General features: G+C 59.7%; 11 protein-coding genes. 6 read left to right on the top strand and 5 right to left on the bottom strand.

Annotated elements, in window-relative coordinates; genetic code table 11:
• Positions 1-337: 337 nt before the first annotated feature.
• Positions 338-1,675, bottom strand: a complete 1,338-nt coding sequence (gene ltrA, locus AU252_RS22855) for a group II intron reverse transcriptase/maturase (protein WP_099093357.1) — start codon at positions 1,673-1,675, stop codon at positions 338-340.
• Positions 1,676-2,240: 565 nt separating this feature from the next.
• A complete protein-coding gene (locus tag AU252_RS24070; protein ID WP_157768892.1) occupies positions 2,241-2,729 on the bottom strand; it encodes a hypothetical protein in 489 nt (162 codons plus the stop codon).
• A 583-nt stretch (positions 2,730-3,312) separates the two neighbouring features.
• On the opposite strand from AU252_RS24070, the gene AU252_RS24855 reads away from it, so the two are divergent.
• Positions 3,313-3,624: an ATP-binding protein gene (locus tag AU252_RS24855; protein ID WP_276203730.1), complete on the top strand. Its 312-nt coding sequence runs from the start codon at positions 3,313-3,315 to the stop codon at positions 3,622-3,624.
• 78 nt (positions 3,625-3,702) lie between these two features.
• Positions 3,703-4,584, top strand: coding sequence for an IS110 family transposase (locus AU252_RS22845; protein ID WP_240484265.1), 882 nt, complete (start codon positions 3,703-3,705; stop codon positions 4,582-4,584).
• Between the two features lie 454 nt (positions 4,585-5,038).
• Here AU252_RS22845 and AU252_RS22835 read toward each other — a convergent pair whose 3' ends face one another.
• Positions 5,039-5,413 carry a hypothetical protein gene (locus AU252_RS22835; protein WP_058932657.1) on the bottom strand — a complete coding sequence of 125 codons (375 nt, stop codon included), beginning with the start codon at positions 5,411-5,413 and terminating at the stop codon, positions 5,039-5,041.
• Positions 5,414-6,553: 1,140 nt separating this feature from the next.
• Here AU252_RS22835 and AU252_RS22830 point away from each other — a divergent pair.
• From AU252_RS22830 to AU252_RS22820, 3 genes are all read left to right on the top strand, one after another.
• Positions 6,554-7,723, top strand: coding sequence for a patatin-like phospholipase family protein (locus AU252_RS22830; protein ID WP_058932656.1), 1,170 nt, complete (start codon positions 6,554-6,556; stop codon positions 7,721-7,723).
• Between the two features lie 16 nt (positions 7,724-7,739).
• Positions 7,740-8,129, top strand: a complete 390-nt coding sequence (locus AU252_RS22825) for a hypothetical protein (RefSeq protein WP_058932655.1) — start codon at positions 7,740-7,742, stop codon at positions 8,127-8,129.
• Positions 8,130-8,579: 450 nt separating this feature from the next.
• Positions 8,580-11,504, top strand: a complete 2,925-nt coding sequence (locus tag AU252_RS22820; protein WP_083510533.1) for a BTAD domain-containing putative transcriptional regulator — start codon at positions 8,580-8,582, stop codon at positions 11,502-11,504.
• A 543-nt stretch (positions 11,505-12,047) separates the two neighbouring features.
• Here AU252_RS22820 and AU252_RS22815 read toward each other — a convergent pair.
• The gene (locus AU252_RS22815; RefSeq protein WP_058932653.1) at positions 12,048-12,794 is read right to left on the bottom strand and encodes an ATP-binding protein; all 747 of its coding nucleotides are present in this window, start codon (positions 12,792-12,794) and stop codon (positions 12,048-12,050) included.
• Positions 12,791-14,353: an IS21 family transposase gene (istA, locus tag AU252_RS22810; RefSeq protein ID WP_058932652.1), complete on the bottom strand. Its 1,563-nt coding sequence runs from the start codon at positions 14,351-14,353 to the stop codon at positions 12,791-12,793. Before istA ends, AU252_RS22815 begins: the two co-directional genes overlap by 4 nt.
• Before the next feature lie 1,617 nt (positions 14,354-15,970).
• On the opposite strand from istA, the gene AU252_RS22805 reads away from it, so the two are divergent.
• Complete coding sequence (locus AU252_RS22805) at positions 15,971-17,392, top strand: FG-GAP repeat domain-containing protein (RefSeq protein ID WP_083510532.1); 1,422 nt, start codon at positions 15,971-15,973, stop codon at positions 17,390-17,392.
• Positions 17,393-19,883: the final 2,491 nt, after the last annotated feature.

Here is a 19,883-nt window from a genome sequence, read left to right as displayed (position 1 = left end):
GGGCCAGTTCGACATTTTTCGTTTGATGGCGCGGGGGGTTGGTTCTTGGCCGGCGGCACCGAGGTTCAAAAGACCCTTTGTTTCTGACAGCGGCACATTCCGAGACGGGGCCTGGTGGCCGGTCTGGATCTATTTGATCCCGAGTCAGCAAAAACCTTTGCACTAATGCAATTCGGGTGCGTAAATCTCCTGGTGGAACGGGCCTCCGCCGGACTCGGGCTCGATGTCAGCAACAAGCCAATGCGGCAACAGCCTTGGACAAATCGAGTAGGTGGGTCGGGTTTCCCGACCCACCTCTCACACCACCGTACGTGCGGGCCTCGCATACGGCGGTTCGCTAGGTCGTTTGAAGACGATCCCACGCAGCGCGAAAGAAAATGAGGCCGTTCCCTGCCCAATACTCGGCCGGCAGGGCCCTATGGAGAATGGGCGACTTCGCGACCCGCCAGTAGGCTCGGCTGCTGTTGCCCCATTGATAGGCCAGGTCCGGCCTGATCCCAAGGCGCCGCAGATTTGCCACCCGTGTTCGCGGGAGTTTCCATTCCTTCCACCGGATTTGGCGCATCCTGCGCCTGAACCATTTATCGAGGGAGGCGAACTTCTTCGGTGTCTGTGACAGCCGGAAATAGCCCATCCAGCCGCGAACGTAGCGGTTCAGTTGTTGGATGCGGTCAGCCATGGAGATACTCCATTTGCGCGAGGTCAGTTCCCTGATGCGGTCCTTCATGCGCTTGAGCGCCTTCGGCGCGATCCGGATCTTCACCCCGCCCTTGACGAAGTAGAACCCGAAACCCAGCAATGTAGCTACGTTTGCCGGATTGATCGTGGACTTCACCCGCTTGACCCTCAATTTCAGGTCCTTTTCCAGCACTTTCGTGTTCTGTTCCAGCACCCGTTTCGCGGCCCTCTTGGACTTCACAAAGACCCTGATGTCGTCGGCATACCGCACGAAGCGGTGCCCCCGACCCCAGAATTCCTGATCAAAATCGTCCAGCATGATGTTCGACAGCAACGGCGACAAAGGAGACCTCTGCGGGGTTCCCTCCACCGTCGGCTGCCGCACCCCATCAGCCATGATCCCCGCTTCAAGATAGCGCCGAATCAGCTTCAAGAGCCGCTTGTCTTTCACTTTCCGCGCAACCCTGGCCATCAGCACGTCGTGGTTCACCCGGTCAAAGAACGCATCCAGATCAACCTCAACCACCCACCGATACCCTTGACCGATCACCGTTTGGGCAACCTTCACCGCATCATGGGCGCTTTTGCCCGGCCGGAACCCATACGAGACCGGCACGAACCCCGGATCAAAGACCGGGGACAGGACTTGCGCGACCGCCTGTTGGATCAGCCGATCCAACACGGACGGCACTCCCAGCTTCCGTTCCCCGCCGTCAGGTTTGGGAATCAGCACCTGACGAACCGGCAGCGGAGCATAAGTACCCGCGTCCAACGCCTCCCGCGTTTCTGTCCAGTGTCCTAAGCACCACGCACGGAGTTCCTCCGTGCGCAGCCCGTCAGCACCGGCAGCACCCCGGTTACGTTCAACACGCTTCAACGCGATCATCAGATTCTGCCGGGAAAAGACTTCCTCCCACAGACCCTGACCATCCCTGATGTTCTCCCCGATACCCGCCGGGTCCTCACTACGCACAGACAGGGGCCATCCCGGATTCACCGATCGCTCCTCACTCTCTGTCCCACCACTCCCGTGGGTTGGCTGCGATTCTTGTGGAACACACGAGAAGCACCGCTTCAAACCATCAATTCCCAGCGTTCAGCCCTTCCCGACAATCACGCATGATTCCCGCCGGTACTATGGCCTCGGCTGACTTCTGCCCCATCAGAACGACCCTTAGAGCCGCACCGCTCCACCCGATAACTCGGATGACGCACTGGAACAGACCTCCCCAGATAAGAACATTCACTTTCACCCTGCCGCCGCCGCATTTACACATTGGCCGTTTCGGTGGAACGGGCTTCACCATCCGTTGCTGGCTTACCCCAACCAACATGCCTTCTATGCGGTTCGTGTCCCTCGGTGCAGGGATTTGCCTCCGGCTTCCTTCCCACCTCACCTCACGATGACGCAGTTGCCATTGGCTAGAAGTTAAACCACCTTCTCCTTCAGAGGACTCACACCTCCAAGCAAATGCCGATGCTGGGCGTACAACGTGACGGGAGCTGGGCTCTCCCGAGCCCAGCTCCCGTTTTCCACATCAGAAAAATCGGGGGTCGCTGCCTTAGTCGTAAATGTATAGGTTGGCGCTGTTTTGCCCGCCCGACGTGCCGCTCGTAATGGTTCCACTCGTCACCTTAAATGACATACTGTGGAAAACTGCCTCCTCGCCACTCTCTGTGTCGACTAGCTTCTGCACATTGTGAACCGTCACAGTTCCACCTGCAATCAAGAATGAACGATCGTGAGTAAAGCGCCCGTTATGGTCGTTGTAGAACGGGTCATCTTCCCACAAATCTTGAATGATCCGGATTGTTACCCCCTTAGGGCATGTCACGGTCAGCGGATAGTCAATCAGTTTCTTGCCCGTTGGCACGTCAAATCCGACAAATCGCGGCTTCTCCGGCGTTACTGTGCAGCCATTCCTCGTCAGGGCCTGAGCCGGTGTGGCCAAAGATAGAGGGACGATTGTCGCCACTGCGAGAGCTGCAGCCGCGCCAAGGACCGAGGATCGTTTGGTTTTGCGATTAGCAAGTATACGATGGATATGCATTATTTTAGCCTTATCTTTGCGAATGATGATTTAGATTTGTTATAGCAACTGCTTGTTATATTGCTTTGCCTATCTAGCTCCATAATCGATACTGCTGTGCGGGTTTCGGCGCTTATTGAGCTGATGAACTAAATCTAGCGTGGGGACCTTCGCACATTCTTTGGATTTTCTGCATGAAGCTATGAGGGGTCTTCTTGCAAATAATCGTTTGCGAGGCCTGCTCTTGGAAATGCGGCTGGTCGTGTGACGGCCGTACGAGACATTCACGGTATCGCCGCCAACACGGCGTAGCGACTGCCAGCGGATGGTCAGTGCCGAGACCTTGCGCAACTTATTTAAGAAGTACCGGGCGGAGCACAGCCGGGGTGCCTGAAGGTGAATTGAGGCTCACAGAGCGAGCCCGGCCTGAGGAGCTCGAGCGGCCTTCACGAAAGCTTCAGTCCTTCTTCAGATCCTTTGTAACGGCGTCCGACGTCATTCCCAAGCCCCGCCCAGCTTCACAGCAGAACGATCTGGGATTAGTTCGTATCCTGCCTGTGAGAGATTTCGGGATCTGGCAGTTATGTGACGAGCGGGGAGTCAAATGGATCAACCGAGGGGAAACCTCGTCGTATGCGGACCCTCCGGCACCGGGAAAACCTTCTTCCTCGAAGCCCTCGGCCAACAGGCCGTCGAAGCCGGCATGCGCGTCGCCTGGTTCAGGCTCGAGGGCCCCGGCGGCGGGGAGCACGTGTCCGATCTAGCCTTTGTGTCCCTTGCGGGACGCCCGTTCCGGGCTGAAAATGTTCCCGTGGTCGCCTGCCGACGCCGTGGTTCTATGGTTCATTCAGGCCGTGATCTAGCTGGGGATCGCTGTGGGCCCTTCACTGTTTCGTTTGCCGAGAACGAGGACTAGATTCCGATTTTTCCCGGTGATCCCCACGGGCGGCCGCTTTTCTATTAGCGGGGTGCGTCGTGAGGAGATGAGTAGGCCATGCTGTCCGAATCCCAGGATGAGGAACAGATCATTGCCAGGGTCGCGGCCCTGGATATCGGCAAAGCCGAACTCGTGTGTTGTGTCCGGGTCCCTCCGGAGGGGAACCCGAAGAAGCGGTTGCAGGAGGTGTCTACGCATTCAACGATGACCCGTTCGTTGACCGAGTTGGCCAATCATCTGGTCGATCTCGGTATCGAGCGCGTGGTGATGGAGGCGACGTCCGAGTACTGGAAGCCCGTGTTCTACCTCCTCGAAGCGCACGGGCTCCAACCGTGGCTGGTCAACGCGCGCGACGTCAGGCATCTGCCGGGACGTCCCAAAACCGACGTGCTCGATTCCGTGTGGCTGTGCAAAGTCGCCGAACGGCAGATGCTGCGGCCCAGTTTCGTCCCGCCTGCCCCGATCCGGCGGCTGCGGGACCTGACCCGGTACCGGATCGATCTCGTAGGGAAGCGGACGGCGGAGAAGAACCGGGTCGAAAAACTCCTCGAGGACGCCTGCATCAAACTCTCCGTCGTGGCCTCGGACATTTTCGGGGTCTCCGGCCGGGAGATGATGGCGGCGCTTATGGCCGGCGAACAGAACCCGAAAGTGCTCGCGCAGTTGGCGAGATCAAGCATGCGCAGGAAGATCACCGAACTCGAGGAAGCGTTCACGGGCCACTTTGATGATCACCACCGCTTCCTGCTGTCACGGATGCTGGCCAGGATCGACGGGATCGACGCCGATATCGCCGCGGTCGATGAACAGATCGAGGTGCAGTTGGCCCCTTTCGCGGTGGCGGCGGAGCGCCTGGATGAGATCCCGGGCATCGGCCCCGTAGCCGCCGCCATAATTCTGATCTCCGAAGCTTGTGACGATCGGCGACCACCACATTAATGAACGCTACATTAATAGAATCAGACCCAAGTAGATGATGACACACGCCGATCGGAGCGGCAAACGCCCACCGCCACCGGGTCAAGAACCCAGGGCGATACTTAATTCGCGAGCTGCGGATCGCCTCGCATATGCCCGCCTGCTGGGCCTCGTGCGGGGTGCAATATCCCTGCTAGTACCGACTAGGGCGAGGACAGAAGCGACGATGCAGAGGGTGGTGTCATGATGGTTCCTGGTGCTTGGGTGGATGGGAATGTCGGGTCGAAGAGCTGAATGGCTTTCCTGGCCGCGGGATTAATCAGAACTTCCACTAAACGCGGATCTAGCGAAACCGTCCTCTTTCCGGAATCTGTCTTGGTCGCTCCGATGTAATGCTCGGAATCAATGCCCCGCTTCCGGGCCTTGTTGATCCGCATGATGGCCGGTTTGGACGTCAGGTCCACGTCCGCCACGGTCACGGCGGTCGCTTCACCGAATCGGGTGCCGTCATGACCAAGAATTCAGTGAACGCCTTGTACCTCTCCCCCATGCCCTCCAGAATCAGACCGAATTCAGCGTGCGTCAGGAACCTGGTCTCATTCTCTGCGTTTTCGCCTGACCGGAGCTGAACCCCTCGGCACGGATTATCTTTCCGGTAGCCGAGCCGGACGGCCGTCTCAATCGCCGAGAAGATCAGGCCATGGTGGTTCTTGATGGTGTTGGCGGACCGGCCCTTTGTCTGCATCGCCTTGATCCAATACGTAAGGTGCCGGTAATCAAGCTTGTCCACGGAAATATGCCCGATGACGTCGGCGATGTGCAGCTTCAGCATGGTCTGATACGTGTGCATCGTGCCAACGACGGCCCCCTCGCCGCGGCCACGACAGGCTTCCGCGCCCGGTCTCCCCGCGCAGGTTATGTCAGAATCGTCGATGCAGAACATGGATACGTGTAATTGGAAACGGACGAGCAGCGGAAGGGACTAACGAGATGGGCAGTTGGGCAGCCGATCAAACCGTCACGAGGCGAGGTGTCACCGCTTCTCCTCCAGGTCATGTCAACACGACAACCCCACGGCATGAATAGGTGAACGACCAACCAATGTTGCCTGAGAATCAGAAGGAGCCAGTATGACGCTAGTCCGAAAATGAGGTGCGCTGGCTGTGGTTGGCGCGGGTAGGGGTATCCGGGGGCAAAGTAGAGCCGCCGGCGGGTCATCGCAGCCGCGCCTGCCCAGCCAGCCGTTTCCCCCAGGCAACCCTTACGATCGCTGCTTTAGGCCTGACCTTGACGTCACGGGGAGTCGTAACCGTTCCGCTTGGAGGAGCTCGAACCCGGCCAGCCGGCCCTTTCGGGCAATGGTAGGGGCCCCCAGATACGTACGTTGGCCGGAATGTCTGAATAACGGTGGATTCAGAAGTTTGGTCTGACACGCCGGGCGGGGTGCCTGGCAGGGAGGACTGATCATGATCGAAATAATGGATCCCATGGCGACTGATGGGGATCCGCATGGGCTGGCGCAGCAGTTCCTGGCCCGCGCCACAGATTGGGGAATCGAACTCGTCGGCCCGGACGGGCTTATTGAACCGACGCCTTCCCGAAGGTGTCCGTACGGGCGCCCAAGCAGCTGCGGAGCGTCGGCTATTGACGCTCGTCTTGCCGTGCGTGGGAGAACAGTCAGGGCAGCGAGACATCACAGCCCTGAGGCCAAGAGGAAGAACTTGTCTTCTCACCCACGGGCGGCGTTGAGACGAGCATCGCAGGCTACGTCAAGTACCAAGTCCGACTCCTTTACAGGATTCGATCCCCGTGAGCTCTGGGACGCATTGGCGCGATCTAGGCCTGGCTTCGCTGTGCTTGGCCAGGTTCGCTAACCGACAGACCGAGGCCTGACGACGGTTTCCGTCCGTTGGTCGAGCCCGGGCCCTGACCAGCAAACCGTGTCCGGCTAGCATGGTGTTACACAGCTCAACATGAGAAGAGTCGTCCTATGCCCTATCGTATTCTGACCCGGGACGAGCATTTCCGCCGTGATGGCACACCCAAGCGCATTCTTGCACTCGACGGCGGCGGGTTGCGCGGCATTTTGAGCCTCGGCATTCTGGAAAAGATTGAAGACGTGTTGCGGGAACGCCATGACCGCGGGGACGGCTTTCGTCTTTGCCACTACTTCGATCTGATTGCTGGCACTTCCAGCGGGGCGATCATCGCAGCAGCTCTTGCCCAAGGCTGGAGCGTCGGCGAAATCAGGCACATGTATTTCAGCCTCGGGCGGCGGGTGTTTAAAAAAAGCCTGTTCCGCCAAGTTCGCCTCCGCGCGAGGTACGACGAGCAGGCGCTGGTTGCGGAACTGAAGGACGTCTTCGGTGCGGACACCACTCTGGGGGGTCCCGAGCTGCTGACGGGATTGCTGGTGGTCATCAAACGCCTGGACAGCGGCAGTCCGTGGCCGGTGAGCAACAACCCGCACAGTTGGTATTTCGTTGCTGGCGCCAACGGCAGGATGGGTAACGGGGACTATCCACTCTGGCAGGTTGTCAGGGCTTCCACGGCCGCTCCGTATTATTTCGAACCGGAAACCATCACCATCAGTGGCGGTCCCAATCTGAGCCCTGTGACCGGCAGTTTCGTGGACGGTGGTGTCAGTCCCTTCAACAATCCTGCCCTGCAGGCGCTCATGTACGCCTCTTTAAAGGGCTACCGCGTGGATTGGGAGACCGGTGCCGAGAGGCTGCTGCTTGTATCGGTCGGCACAGGCGCGGCGGATCCTGCCGTCAGTAACGCAAAACTGACGGCAAGCCACGCCCTGCGAGCGCTGAAGTCTGTGATGCAGGACTGCGCCGTGCTGCAGGAGACAATGCTGCAGTGGATGTCCTCCAGCCCCACCGCCAGGATGATCGACCGGGAACTGGGGGAGCTGGCCGGCGATCTCCTAAACGGTGCCCCATTGATGAGTTACCTGCGTTATAACGTGGACCTTCGTCCGGAGAGTGTCCGCGCCTTGGACGGAACCCTTGCCACAATGGACACCGTCACCTCGCTGAGTGCCATGGACGCCCCGGGGAATATGCAGACACTCCACAGGCTGGGCATCCTGGCCGGGGCGCGGGATGTGCTGGCCAGTGATTTTGGCACCGTATTTGACTTGCCGGACACCTGAATGGAAGGAACCGCTTGTGAGTGAGCTCCGCCGCTACCGGCGCCGACCGGGCCAGTACGTGGTCGCCGTCCCACTGTGCCTGGACACGGAGGGGTTCAGCTACCGCAAGTGGGGCGGAGAACAGCAGTGCAAACCCGGGGACTGGCTGGTGGACGACGACGGCGACATCCACACCGTCGACGCGGACGTCTTCACCGCCACCTACCGCCAGATCCGCCGTGGTGCCTATGTGAAATCTACCCCGGTCTGGGCAGAAGTTGCCCAGGAAGCCGGCAGTGTGACCACTAAGGAAGGCCGCACCTACTACAACAGGGGCGACTTCGTCGTCTTCAACAACGAAGACGGCACCGATGGGTACGCCGTGACCGCCGACAGGTTCGAATCAAACTACGAACCAGACGAATGACGGTCGGGTGCGCACGCCGACACGTGCCGCGGGAAGGGAAGGGAACTATTCGCCTGTTCGTCACTCGTATTTCGAAGTCAACACAGTGTCTTATGAGTTGCTGCGGCATGTCGGACAGACGCCGTCCTCGGGAAGACTGACCCTTCTAAGGGCTGAGTCCAGGCACGGTACGGGCTGGGACATCGACCGCCGAGTCGTTCTTCTTCCGGAATCGAAAGAGCGTGGTTCACTACAACGGGTCCATGGTGGCTTGTGAGTGGCGTTAGCTACGACTTGCATGTACCCGTGCATGTTGAACCGTCCACGAGTAGGGTCGCATAGACCTTGTCTAGCGCTGCTATAGGCGCAAAATGTATGTGTAATCTACAGTTGCCTACTTAAGGCTCGACCTAGGCTGGAGGCTAGGATCAGGTTCTAGGGCGGCATGGCGAAGTTCGCTAGGGGTGGGCAATGGAGTTTCGAATTCTGGGCAGCTTGGAAGTCCACGACTCTGGTTCGCTCCTCTCGATTGGGCCGCGACTGCGATTCCTCTTAGCTGTCCTGATCGCGAACTGCGGGGAGCAAGTATCGACGGATTTCCTCCTTAGCGCTCTATGGGGAGAATCTCCACCCCACAATGCTCGATCCCTTTTACATGTAAGGGTGTCCGAATTGCGCCGGTCGCTGAGTACAGGTTCAGCGACGCCGTATTCCGGCATAGTTACTCACACATCCGGCTATGAACTGAGAATCGGGCCCAAGGAGCTTGATTCCCTTGTTTTCGACGGACTCGTAAATGAGGGTCGCCGTGCTATGGCCCACCAAGACTACTCGACGGCATATCGAGTCCTGCGAGATGCGCTGGCGTTATGGAGAGGCACGCCTTACAAGGAGTTTGAGGATCAGCCCTTTACCGAACCACTGATATCCCATCTCACAACCCTCTATCTCGAGGCGCATGAAGATCGTTTCGCTGCTGCGCTTGCGTTGGGTAAAGAGAACGAAGTCCTGACAGGCATTCCCCCTCTAATCACAAGATATCCCCTCCGGGAAGGGCTATGGCGGCAGCTCATCCTCGCACAGTACCGAGCCGGACGGCAGGGTGAAGCGCTGGAGACGTACAAGAAAGTACAGCAGTTGCTCTCGGAGCAGCTGGGAATCGACCCAGGTAAAGCGCTTCAACAGCTCTATCTCCAGATTCTCAAGCAGGATCCCGATCTCGAGCCACCGGTCGCCGCGGCTGGATCACGCCTCACTGACACGCCTCACAACCTCCCGATGCAGCCATCCCCATTCATTGGCCGCCAGCGGGAAAAGACGGAAATTCAGGCGCTGGTTCTAAAACACTCTCTGGTTACACTCCTCGGCAGCGGAGGCTCGGGAAAGAGTCGGCTGGCAATTGAGGTCGCGAGGGAAGCATTGGGGCACTTTCCGGGTGGTGTCTGGGTAGTCGAACTCCCGCCACTGCACCAACCAGGGATAACGGTGCAGACGGTTGCGGCGGCGCTTGGTCTAAGCGACCATCCTGCTCTTCCTCTTGAAACGGTAATTGGGGATTTCCTAGACTCCGGCAAGATGCTACTAGTGATGGACAACTGCGAATACCTCGTTGACGAGGTTGCATCGCTTGTCCACGGGCTTCTGCGAAGCTGTGATCAGCTGACCATCTTGACGACCAGCCAGGAGCGGCTGGATTTACCGGAGGAAACGCTCCGTGTGGTAACCGGTTTGCCGATACCCGGCGCCGAGGTAGCCGATGTCTCAGCCATGATGGACTATGACGCGGTGCGACTGTTGGTGGAACGGGCGTCGGCCGTTCGGCCCGGGTTTCGCTTGGTCGATGCCAATAAGGGCGCAGTTTCCCAGATCTGCCAAGTACTCGATGGTCTGCCACTGGCAATTGAGCTCGCCGCCGCACTTGTCAATGCTTTGGATGTTTCCCAGATAGTCACACGCCTCGACAATCGTTTTGAACTACTTCAACGATCGGCGCATGGTCACATTGCACGGCATCAAACGCTGCGCGCGGCGGTGGACTGGAGCTACGGTTTACTCATTCCCGCCGAGAGGAAACTGTTTGCCGATGTTTCAGTTTTTGTCGGAGGATTTTCTCTGGAAGCGGCCGAATCAGTATGTCGAGATCACGCTGGGGAACGCGAATCCCTTGTCACAACACTGACACATCTTGTCGATAAATCACTGATCTATAGCGAAGACGGCCAAGACGGGGAAGGATCACCCCGCCGATACAGAATGCTGGACACCCTTCGTGCCTTCGGCCTTGAACAGTTACAAGCGGCCGGGGAACTACAACGAATGCGGGACCGCCACAGGTTGCATTTCCTGGCACTCGCGGAGGAAGCCGTCTCCCAGCTGCGTGGAACGCATCAGGAGATGTGGCTGCGTCTGCTAAAGCTGGACCACGATAACCTGAGGGCTGCCTTGGAATGGTCAATGAGGGCCGAAGATTTCGAAACCGCCGGACGGATTGCGGGTTCCCTCTATCCGTTCTGGAACCTTCACGGTCATTATGGAGAAGGTCGTTATTGGTTGGGACAAATACTTGAGGTTCGCAACAGCATCTCGCCTGAGGTTCGCGTGCGAGTCCTGCTTGGGGAGACAACCCTAGCGGTCATTCAGGGAGATCTGGTCCGTGCGCAGGAGGTTTGCATTGAAGCGGCAAGTCTGGCACGCCAATTAGGTGATCGTCCGGCCCTGGCATCAACGTTGCAGTACCTGGGATTTTGTTCTATGTTCTCAGGTGAATTAGCCGATGCGGAGAGTTACCTCGGTGAGTCCCTTGAGAACGCCCTCGCTGCCCACGACGAACGGCTTCAGGGCTGGGCTTACATCTTCCTGGCGGCCGTCGCGCTTTCTCGTGGTCACTATGGGCGTGCCCGGCTCTTAGCGACCCAGTTCCTCTCTACTCCTGAGTCCGTTAGAGGCCCTGAAGTCGTAGGCTGGGCCACCTTGGTTCTTGGTGCGACTGATTGGTACGACGGAGATCGGACAAGGGCCATTTCCTTCCTGCTGGAGGGATTCCGCAACTTCAGGGACTTGGGCGCATTGTGGGGCCTGTCCTTCTCCATGTTTATGTCGGCAGAGGTGTCAGGTGCCCAAGGGAACATACGGCAGCAGGTCATTTTGATGGCTGCGGCGGAAAATCTCCGCACCTCAATCGCCGCTGCATCGTTCCCCTTCTTAGAGATCTGGCTCAAAGAGGCTATCAGTAGTGCTCGTAAAGCTATGGATCCCGAAGAGTTCGAACAACACTGGCAACAAGGAATAGCACTGCCTCTGGAGGCTGCTATAGCGCATGCGGAGCGAGCGCTGGACATCGCTGCAAAATCAAGCGCTCGGCCAGGATCCATTGGACGCCGGCAGTTCGACGCCTAAATGAAAGATTTCTGAAGCCCACGCACTGGGGATCCCCGCGATTTTGCCAGGCAGCAAGAAGTGCTGTTGTTAGCAGAAGGTTCCGACTGGGAGCACGGCGAACAGGACGTCCCTTTGTCCTGGATGATTGGCTTGAGGGCTGGATATTTGTGTTCCTGCAACCGTCGCGCTTTCCTCCGGACACCATGGGACGCGCAAGACGCGTGGCCAATCAATTCTTGGCGACGTCGATGCCTGTATATCGCCTTTACTTGCTGGAGCACGAGGAGACATCAGCGCTGAAGATTGTGCTGATTTCGGCAACGGAGCATCTACTGACTTCGATATAGGGTCGGGGATGCGCTTGGGCCGGCTGGGTGTCAGCGCTGGTTCCTTCTGGCCGAGTTTCCGGCCGGGACCTTTGACAGGTTCTCCGCAGCGTGCGGCTGTCTGAGTATTTGAAGGTTTGGAAGCCACTCGATATTGCCTTTCGGGGCCATTGATATTGCCGGTGGGGGCCAGCGGCCGAGGTTGTGGGGGCCGCCGGCTCCCACCGACGTTTTTTTACTGCTTCATGGTGGCGTGTTCACGCATGTTGTGGTTGCCGGTATCGACCCAGATGGTGTTGTGCACGATGCGGTCCATGATCGCATCGGCGTGGACCCCGGAGCCGAGCCGCTGGTGCCAGTCTTTCTTGGCGTATTGGGTGCAGAACACGGTCGATGCTGTGTCGTAGCGGCGCTCGAGCAGCTCCAGTAGCATGCTGCGCATGCCCTCGTCGGGGTGGTCGAGAAGCCATTCGTCGATCACGAGGAGGGTGAAGGCCGCGTACTTGTTCAGGAATTTGGTTTGTCCCTGTGGCTTGTCCTTCGCTAGCGCCCAGGCTTCCTCTAGGTCGGGCATGCGGACGTAGTGGGCCCGGATCCGGTGCTGGCAGGCCTGCTTGGCCAGAGCGCACCCCAGGTAGGACTTCCCGGATCCGGTGAATCCCTGAAACACGACGTTCTGCTGCCGTTCGATGAACGAACACGTGCCGAGCTGGGCGATCACGTTCCGGTTCAGACCACGCTCGTCCACGAGGTCGAGCCGGCGCAGGTCTGCGCCTGGGTAGCGTAGCCCGGCCCGCCGGATCAGTCCCTCGACCTTGGCGTGGTTGAACCCGGAGTGGGCCTCGTCGACGACCAGCCGGAGCCGTTCCTCGAAGGCCATGCCGAGCACGAGCGTCTCGTCCTGGGCCTCGAGCGCCTCCAGCATCGGGGCGGCACCCATCTCACGGAGCTTGCGCTTGGTTTCGATATCGATCCCGCTCACTTGGCACCACCTGCGTAGTATTCGGCGCCGCGCACGTATCCGCCGTGTTCGGCCGGTTCATCCCGTGGTGGCCTGAGCCCGGCGGCTTTGTCCTGCTCCGTGGCCAGGATCGGCTGCAGATGCGCATACCGCGGGGACCGCACGCGGCCTGCCAACGCAAGCCGGCAGGCTGCCTCGATCCGTTCAGCCGAATAACGCCGGGAGAGCCGCAACACGGCCAGTGCCGCGTCCAGGCCCTGCTCGTCGACCGGGACGGACTCGAAGATCCGGTTGACCACGGTCACCGTTGCCGGGCCGAGCCGTCCGGCCCACTCCCGCACCCGGGCCGGGTCCCACTGCCGGTACTTCTCGCCGGCGGGCAGGTCGGCGTCGTTGGTGCGGTACTCGTTGGCCGCGCCCTCGGGCAGCAGCGGGTGGCTGGTCAGCCGTTCGGTGCCCCGGTAGGCCTGAATCACCCGATCGGTGATCCGCAGGTCCACCGTGGTGCCGATATTGGCAAAGGGCACCGAGTAGTAGTTCCTCTCCCAGACCACGTGCCCGTTCCGGCCCACCCGGCGCCCGTATACCCACCTGCTGATCTCGTAGGCCGCCGCCGGCAACCCCGTCAGCAGCGGCTGCTCCTCGGCTGCGAACACGCCGGCCCTGCACCCGGGCCGCTTCTGAAACGGCTCCGCATTGTAGGCCGCCACCCGCTCGATGATGGCGGCCCTGAGCTCCGGCAACGAGGTGAATTGTCGCTGGCGCAGCCCGGCGATGACCCAGGTAGCCACGTGGGCGACCGTGTTTTCCACGCTGGCCTTATCCTTCGGTGCCCTGACACGTCCGGGCAGCACCGCCGCCGAATAGTGCGCCGCCATCTCGCGGTAGGCGTCATTAAGCACGACCTCGCCCTCGCGGGGATGCTTAATGACACCGGTCTTCAGATTGTCCGACACGATCCGCGGCACCGAGCCCGAGAAGGCCTCGAACATCGCCACATGGGCCCGCAACCAGGTGTCCTGCTTCATGTCCAGGGCGGGTTCGACGAACGCATACCGACTGAAAGGCAGGCATGCCACGAACAGATACACGGTCCTGGCCTTGCCCGTGACCGGATCGGCCAACTGCATCGTCGGCCCCGACCAGTCGACCTCCACCGTCTGCCCGGCCTTGTGCCCGACCCGCGACGCCGCCCCCGTTACCAACACATGCCGCTGGTAGGTCCTGCAGAACCGGTCATAGCCCATCACAGGCTCACCGGCCGCGGCGCATGAATCGGCGTACTCGCCATGCAGCAGCTTCAGCGTCACCCCCACCCGGGCCATCTCCCTGTGGACCTGGTCCCAGTCCGGCTGCGCGAACACGCTTTGATGCTCACCGCGCCCCGGGAACAACCGGGCATACACCTCGCGGTCCGTGCTGTCGGCGATATCATCCCAAACCACACCGGCCGCATCGGCAGCCTCCAGCACCGCCGTGATGCTCTTCCGCGACATTCCCTGCGATGCCGCGATCGCCCGACCGGACAGGCCCTCGGCGCGCAACTGCAACACGAGCTTCGCTCTGATCTTCCGTACCATTGATGATTACTCCTTCCGCCGTGCGCCCTATACACACGACGGAAGGAGCCTAAACTGGGTGGCCCCCAGACTCGCCACTACCGGCACCCAAGACCGCTACTGCGCGCCCTGCCTACCGGCCCCCAAACACACGACAGATGGACCCCAAAAGCGCGAATATTCAGCTGTCCCGCGATCTGGTTAAGCAGATGTGCCGGCAGTCGAGTGTGGATGTGGTTCTTCTATTGGCCGAGGCTTGAACTATTGCCTGAACTCATTATTCGGAGGGGGAGCGGCTCACGCGCTCTCACTCACGTTCAGAGCTAAGGGAGTTGGTTGAAACGTCAAATATGTCTAAAGCGGATTCTGGCTCCGATGAAGATGACCGCCACCCGTTGTGAGGCGTGGGCCTTTGAACGAAAGCGTTAACATCGCGTCGGGTTCGAGGGCGTCGATTGTTCCGGGAATCCTGAACTGCATGACTATCCCCTAGCTCGTGGACAGCCGGAGACGCAAGGCAAAATCATGCTTAGCTAAGCACCTCTCCAAAGATCGCCAATCACCGGATCTTATGTGAAAGAGAGATCGCTGAGTCGGGGCTGGCATGCACAGCCCTGAAACGGCGAGTCGAAATATGAGTTACTGGCAGCCAGCAGCGCCGACGTAGAGTCGGGGATCGCAACCTCCACTGAAGTCGCCATCGCATACTCCCGACCTCAGCCTTGGCCCAAGTCGTCCTGGAGACAAGATCGCCAGGGACGCGGCTGTGCGCGCAGGGTGAGAAATCCGGGTCGTGCCGCCGTTGGTTGCGCCTATACGGCGATCGGTTTTTGCCCGGTAACGCACGAATTCCGGAACGATGTACCGCGAAACCTGAGCTTGGCACGACGCCCGCCGTGGACTGCCCGCAGAAGGCCTGAAGAAAGACAGAAGCTTCCCTGAAGGCGCGAGACCTAACTTGGCAATATACACGGAGCCAAAACACGGGACGGGATCCGGCATCAACTTCGGACACCATCCAACGCACCAAGCCACCCAACTGATGCAAAAAGCCTCACCGCCCGCACTTAACGATCCAGAGGAGATCCTGATCATGAAACGAATAGGAACATCCAGGATCCACGACGGTAAATCACGCGGCGGTGCCCGGGTTGAAGCGGCGACAGGAGTCCGTTGCCCGGAAACCGGATGGTGGATCCCCTCGGGGAATTCTGAGGACCGGACCTATGTCTGGAAGGGTCTGTCGATGCCTGAACGTGCAGGACGCCACGTTGAATGGCTTCTGGCACAAGCGAAGCCCGCCGGACCCGCGGCAATTGACGCGTGGCAGCCCACACTGACTGATGGTCACCCTCAGCTCTGGGGTCAGGAAATCTGGCCCGACTGCTCTGATTGACACCCCCGTGACTGAGAAAAACTGGCGGGCATACGACTGGAAACCCTGATTTGCAGAAGACGCCCTCCCTTCGGCCGTTGAGATTCTCTGTTGACCGAAGCGTCAGTCACTACTTGCTCTTCTCTGGAAGCCGCGGAACAAGGGACCGAGTTGGCTCGAGGGAACGAACTGTTCGCCGCGTAATCCCGGCGCATCGAGCCTGAACGGACTGCCTTCAGGATCAACAAGCCCACCCAAAACGGATGGGCACCTCGCAAAGGAGCATCACATTGTTTACACCAAAACGAATTTCCTGCAAGACCGGACACGAATCGCAGCTGGCAGCCGGCAAGAGACAGCACCTAAGGCGGTCCGCGAAACGTAAGCTGGCCCTCACATCGGTAGTTCCAGCGCTGGCCTCTCTACTTCCGTTTTCCCTCTCTGGGGCTCCAGCATTCGCCGATGTGAACGGTGATAACCGGGCCGATATCGTCGGATTCAGCTCAAAAGGCGTGATAGTGGCTACCGGCAATGCCAACGGGACTTTCACCCAGGTGTCTGGCCGTCTGGACAACTTCGGAGCTCACCCCGATGCCGGAGGCTGGACAACAGCCAAACACCCCCGGCTTCTGGGCGACGTGAACGGTGATAAGCGGGCCGATATCGTCGGATTCAGCTCAAAAGGCGTGATGGTGGCTACCGGCAATGCCAACGGGACTTTCACCCTGGTGTCTGGCCGTCTGGACAACTTTGGGGCGGACCCCAGTGCGGGAGGCTGGACAACTGAAGAACACCCCCGGCTTCTGGGCGATGTGAACGGTGATAACCGGGCCGATATCGTCGGATTCAGCTCAAAAGGCGTGATAGTGGCTACCGGCAATGCCAACGGGACTTTCACCCAGGTGTCTGGCCGTCTGGACAACTTCGGAGCTCACCCCGATGCCGGAGGCTGGACAACAGCCAAACACCCCCGGCTTCTGGGCGACGTGAACGGTGATAAGCGGGCCGATATCGTCGGATTCAGCTCAAAAGGCGTGATGGTGGCTACCGGCAATGCCAACGGGACTTTCACCCTGGTGTCTGGCCGTCTGGACAACTTTGGGGCGGACCCCAGTGCGGGAGGCTGGACAACTGAAGAACACCCCCGGCTTCTGGGCGACGTGAACGGTGATAACCGGGCCGATATCGTCGGATTCAGCTCGAAAGGCGTGATAGTGGCTACCGGCAATGCCAACGGGACTTTCACCCAGGTGTCTGGCCGTCTGGACAACTTCGGAGCTCACCCCGATGCCGGAGGCTGGACAACAGCCAAACACCCCCGGCTTCTGGGCGACGTGAACGGTGATAAGCGGGCCGATATCGTCGGATTCAGCTCAAAAGGCGTGATGGTGGCCAACGGCCATACCGACGGGACTTTCACCCTGAGACCACAGCGCTTGGACAACTTTGGGGCGGACCCCAGCGCGGGAGGCTGGACAACTGAAGAACACCCCCGGCTTCTGTGCGACGTGAACGGTGATAACCGGGCCGATATCGTCGGATTCAGCTCAAAAGGCGTGATCGTGGCCACGTACGATACCAACACCACCTTCGTCGTCAGGCCTGGCCGTCTGGACAACTTCGGAGCTCACCCCGACGCCGGAGGCTGGACAACAGCCGCCCATCCTCGGCTTCTAGCGGACTGATTCGAGAGCGGATTAGATAGCAGCGCACTATGGCGCTAGTGTCCGGGCTAAGCAATCGGGACTGACGAACAGATGAGGGACCTGCCAGATGGCAGGTCCCTCATTCATGTATGCCCCCGCATTGGCATTTGCTTGGAGGTGTGAGTTCTCTAGGGTTGGTCGCACCAGATGTGGTGGCCCATGACTCCGGATCGTCGTGTTTCGCGTCGGAAGCCTTTCGCGGACCCAGGCGTCGACGTTGCGGTAGACGGTTGCGGGCGGCTCGACGGGTGGCGGCAAGTATTTTTGGACAGGGTCAGCCGCCCGGAGTGCCGGGTGGGCGGGCGCCGAGCTGATCGCCAAGGAATGTTTCTCGTAGGAGGTCTCCACGACGCGGTAGAAGCCCTCGCGGCGTCGGCGTAGACGGGCGGGAGCTCACGTTGCACTACGCGCGCTGCCGACGTCGACGCCGGGAAGCTGACGGAGCTGGCTGGCCCCTGCCACATCCGCCATGATGACCACCCACACTGTACTGGCTGCTCGCGGTGCGTGGGTCACGAATGATGAGGGGCTTCTGGAACGCGCCGCATTTGCAAGACGTACGAGCTCATCACGGGACTCCGCGCTGGTACGTCCGTTCTTGAGGATGCGATCGAATGGGCCAACCGGCGCTTTCACCGGGACTTGGGCGCCGCTACCGGCTAGCGCATCCGCGAGACACGGCTCGAGAAAGGTCCGGGCTCACCTCCTACCCGATGACCGATCCCTCACCGGGACGACAGCGGTATGCCATGGCCCGAATCCAACGCGTTGACTCTTCCGTGGGGACCACGGATAGTTGCGAAGTAAACCGGGGGAAATGGGCTGCACTCTGGGCGCTCTGTGCCGACCTCGTGGCCGGCCGGGGCAGCGCTGTGGGAGTGCAGCTCTGGAACGTTTGCCAGTCCAAGGTCCAGTTCGCCGGTAGTGACTTCAACTGCGGTCCGACAACCGGCACCAAGCACGCGGCCCATAGAAGGACTGAGCCTGCGGGGAAGAGCCCCGGGGCGCTGACATCCAAGCGGCGGCGCCGCGCACCGGTCAGAGCACCGCGACCTGGGTTTTGGTCAAAACGGACAACGCGACCTTCACGTGCAATCTCATGGGCGGCCTGTAGCCCCCGCCCGCAAAAACTGCCCGGGGTGCCTCAAACGCTACACTGTCCGGCTTGCGCAGTGATTGGGGCTGATAATCTCCCGGCACTGACATCAGTGAGTCGCGCGCCCCCTAATCCGTACGGTGACAGGTTCGATGAGAAAACTGACACCTACGTTGAGTTTAACCATCGGATCCTGATTTCTCGCGCTTGGCTCACGTTGTGTAAGACGGATTCCGCTGGGTTGTGTCACTTTAGTTGACCCAAATCGCAGCAACATGTGTGGATGATCCGGAATCCACGGAAATCCGCGGATTCCGGGGCTGGTGGTCCAACTAAAGTGAGACAGATCGGCCTAATGCCTCATATACTGGGTCACTTTAAGTGAGACGGGACACTGGTGTGTCCCTTTCCATCTAATTTGACGCAGGATCCTGTCCCTGACACGGGTGCGACCACTGTAGTGGAACCGGATTCCTGAGTCGGGGCTGGCATGCACAGCCCAGGAACGGCGAGACTAGATCGCCAGGGACGCGGCTGTGCGCGCAGGGTGAGAAATCCGGGTCGTGCCGCCGTTGGTTGCGCCTATACGGCGATCGGTTTTTGCCCGGTAACGCACGAATTCCGGAACGATGTACCGCGAAACCTGAGCTTGGCACGACGCCCGCCGTGGACTGCCCGCAGAAGGCCTGAAGAAAGACAGAAGCTTCCCTGAAGGCGCGAGACCTAACTTGGCAATATACACGGAGCCAAAACACGGGACGGGATCCGGCATCAACTTCGGATACCGTCTAACGCACCGAGTCCAACCAACTGATCCAAAAAGCCTCACCGCCCGCACTTAACGATCCAGAGGAGATCCTGATCATGAAACGAATAGGAACATCCAAGACTGTCTGGAAGTGTCTGTCGATGCCCGAACGTGCAGGACGCCACGTTGAATGGCTTCTGGCACAAGCGAAGCCCGCCGGACCCGTGGCAATTGACGAGTGGCAGCCCATGTCTACTGAGGTTGACGGTAAGACCTGGGGTCAGGAAATCTGGCCGGACTGCTTGGATTGACAGCCGATGCTTGAAAACTGCTCCCTTCGTAATGAATCCAAGGCTAGGGCGACTGGGACTGGTCATTGCAGTGCGGCTCTCTCGGGTGGACCATTGACATCATGGGAAGGCTTTCGCTCCCCGGTAGAGAGTACAAGGCGTACGAGCCACCATCGGAGGGTCTTGGAGGCGCGTTGGTTCCCTATCTGGCGACGGTTTTGGCAGCTATGCAGCGCTCCGAACTTTGGGCGTTCGTGCGCGCCATGTGGGGGAACTGTCGACTTCCTGGGTCCCTTGTTGGAGCCCCGCGTCCAGATGGTGATGGTCAAGGGTTGC

It is taken from the genome of Pseudarthrobacter sulfonivorans, assembly GCF_001484605.1.
GTDB classification, from domain to species: Bacteria; Actinomycetota; Actinomycetes; order Actinomycetales; family Micrococcaceae; genus Arthrobacter; species Arthrobacter sulfonivorans_A.
The sequence above is the reverse complement of the archived record's forward strand: the minus strand, read 5'-3'. Positions and strand labels throughout refer to the sequence as shown.